Raw genomic sequence first — 2,218 nt, forward strand, 5'->3', positions numbered from 1 at the left:
TCCACCGAGTCGCTGATCAACTGCTTGATCTCTTTCGCGGCGCCTGCGGAACGCTGCGCCAGGTTGCGCACTTCGGCCGCCACCACCGCGAAGCCGCGGCCCTGTTCGCCGGCACGCGCTGCTTCCACTGCCGCATTCAGCGCCAGGATATTGGTCTGGAAGGCGATGCCGTCGATCACGCCGATGATGTCCACGATCTTGCGCGAGCTCTCCTTGATCGAGCCCATCGTCTCCACCACCTGCCCCACCACGTCGCCGCCCTTGAGCGCATAGTCCGATGCCGACACCACCAGCTGGTTAGCCTGGCGTGCGTTCTCGGCGTTCTGCTTCACCGTCGAGGTCAGTTCTTCCATCGACGATGCCGTTTCCTCCAGCGAGCTGGCCTGCGACTCCGTGCGCGCGGAGAGGTCTGCATTGCCGGTCGCGATTTCGCGCGAGGCGAGCGAGATGGTTTCCGTGCCTTGCTTGATGTGGTTGACCGTATCGACCAGATTGCCCTGCATCTTGCGCAGCGCGTTGACGAGCTGCCCTGCCTCGTCATTGCCGTGCGGTTCGATGCTTGCGGTAAGGTCGCCGCCTGCGATCGTGTCGGCAACCTTTGCCGCTTCCCGCAGCGGCGCGGTGATCGTGCGGGTGATGAACACGGCGACGAATGCACCGAGAGCGATCGTCAGGAGGCCGATTGCGAGCATGCCCAGGCGCGTCGTGCCATAGCTCGCCTGCGATTCTGCGTAGGTCGACTTCATTTCCTTCTGATGGAAGTCGGCCAGCGCCACCAGGCTGGTCATCCACTTTTCATGCAAGGGATTGAAATCCGACTTCAGGATGGCGGAGGCATCGAAGTAGTTCCCGCCGCTGACCATCCCCTTGATCTTTTCGATGACCGGGAAGATGGCCTGCTTGTGCTCGACCGACGCCGCCAGCAATGCCTTGGATTGCGCATCGTCCGTGTATTTCTGCAGCGTTGCTTCGGCCTTCGAATAGGCATCCACCAGCACGTCGAGGCGCTTGAGTTCGCGCTCGCCTTCGGTCGCGTCGGTCGGCGTGGCGACCTTGCGCAGGGAAAGCGCCAGGCTCCAGCCCGCCTCGCGCATTTCCATGCCGCTGGTCAGGCTGGTCACCCGTTCGTTGACGATATGTTCCGTCGTCCCGTTGAGCTGGCTCATGCGCCACAGGGCGAGCACCAGGAGGACCGTCGCGCAGAAGAGCACCAGGCCGAATCCAAGCGCCAGCCGTGTACCAATTTTGATGTCAGAGATCTTGAGCATATTGGTGCTCCCTTATTGTTGCTGTTGAATGGCCTGTCCGGCCCGGTCGGACCGAATCGGCCTCTGCCCTGAATGCCCGCTCTGCGCTTGCCTCAAAACTCTTCCCAATCGTCGCCCGTGCCGGCCGGCACGACGGGCTTGGCCCTCGCGGCGGGTGGTGTCGCCGCCTTCGCGACGACCGCACGCGTGGCCGCCGGCTTGGCCGGCAAGGATGCCTTTGCAGCCGCTGATGGCTTCGGGGCGGATGCGAGTGTGGCCTGGGCGGCCTGCTCGGCCAGGCTCAGCTTGAACACGGACACGGCCTGTGCGAGTGCCGCCGCCTGTGTCTGCATGCTGTCGGCGGCCGCTGCGGCCTGTTCGACCAGTGCGGCGTTCTGCTGCGTCATCTCGTCCATCTGGCTGATGGCCTGGTTGACCTGTTCGATGCCCGAGCTCTGCTCCTGGCTGGCCGCGGTGATCTCGTTCATGATGTCGGCCACATGCTTGACCGAGGTCACGATCTCATCCATCGTCTGGCCCGCCTGATCCACCAGCTTGCTGCCGGCGTCGACCTTCTCCACCGAGTCGCTGATCAACTGCTTGATCTCTTTCGCGGCGCCCGCGGAACGCTGCGCCAGGTTGCGCACTTCGGCCGCCACCACCGCGAAGCCGCGGCCCTGTTCGCCGGCACGCGCTGCTTCCACTGCCGCATTCAGCGCCAGGATGTTGGTCTGGAACGCGATGCCGTCGATCACGCCGATGATGTCCACGATCTTGCGCGAGCTCTCCTTGATCGAGCCCATCGTCTCCACCACCTGCCCCACCACGTCGCCGCCGCGCACCGCCACATCCGATGCCGACACCACCAGCTGGTTGGCCTGGCGTGCGTTCTCGGCGTTCTGCTTCACCGTCGAGGTCAGCTCTTCCATCGACGACGCGGTTTCCTCCAGCGAGCTGGCCTGCGACTCGGT

2 protein-coding genes are annotated in these 2,218 nt (G+C 64.2%); both read right to left on the minus strand.

Translation table 11 applies throughout. The features are described from left to right. Positions 1-1,268 (minus strand): methyl-accepting chemotaxis protein (locus VFF99_RS18065; protein ID WP_325020314.1); only part of this gene is annotated, 1,268 nt, incomplete at its 3' end. A 92-nt stretch (positions 1,269-1,360) separates the two neighbouring features. Next, a partial coding sequence (locus tag VFF99_RS18070) for a methyl-accepting chemotaxis protein (protein ID WP_325020315.1) occupies positions 1,361-2,218 on the minus strand: 858 nt, incomplete at its 5' end.

The sequence above is a fragment of the Noviherbaspirillum sp. genome (assembly GCF_035654295.1).
Classification (GTDB): domain Bacteria; phylum Pseudomonadota; class Gammaproteobacteria; order Burkholderiales; family Burkholderiaceae_D; genus Noviherbaspirillum.